Below are 811 nucleotides of genomic sequence, written 5' to 3' on the forward strand. Positions count from 1 at the left end.
ATGGTCAATTACGAGAGCTTTGCGGGTTTAATGAACAAGTACCGTCGCCCTGGGCATACACCCGGTTTTTAAAGGCACTGATGAAACAGGAGAAATTAATAGACGAGATGTTCGATAAAATGGTGAAGCAATTGTCAGAGATGTTACCGGACTTTGGCAAGAACCTGGCTATGGACAGTAAAGCAATTTCATCATTTGCCAAACACAAAAATAAAAAGGGAGAAAGAGACGGTCGCCGGGATACAGATGCGGACTATGGCAGGAAGGAATATAGAGGGGTGTACGAGAACGGTAAGGCATGGGAGAAGATCGTGAAATGGTTTGGGTACAAACTGCATCTGATAGTTGACGCGACCTATGAACTTCCGATAATATTCAGTTTAACGAAAGCGTCGGAGTCTGACATAAAAGAGGGGCATCGAATGCTGGAACGGATGGAGGAAAAGCAACCAGAAATACTCAAGAGGGCGGAAACCATGGTAGCAGATAGAGGGTATGATGATACAAAACTAATAACAAAGTGCTGGGATAAATACCGAATAAAGCCTGTTATTGACATACGTAACTTGTGGAGAGATGGGGATAGAACGCGGCTACTGACCAATTACAAGAACGTGGCCTACAATTACAAGGGCAATGTATATTGCTATTGTCCGGAAACCGGAACGCAACGAGAAATGAGTAATGGTGGTTTTGAAAAAGACAGAGGGACACTAAAGAAGTTATGTCCGGCAAAGCGATACGGAATCAAGTGTCAGGGAATGGAACAGTGTTCAGTTAGTCAGGGAATACGTATACCGCTAGCGGAAAA

General features: G+C 43.9%; 1 protein-coding gene. It reads left to right on the plus strand.

Annotation, left to right across the window (positions count from 1 at the left end; all coding sequences use genetic code 11):
* A partial coding sequence (locus JDF658_RS12740; protein ID WP_143312009.1) for a transposase occupies positions 1-811 on the plus strand: 811 nt, incomplete at both ends.

Source organism: Carboxydocella sp. JDF658 (genome assembly GCF_002049395.1).
Classification (GTDB): Bacteria; Bacillota.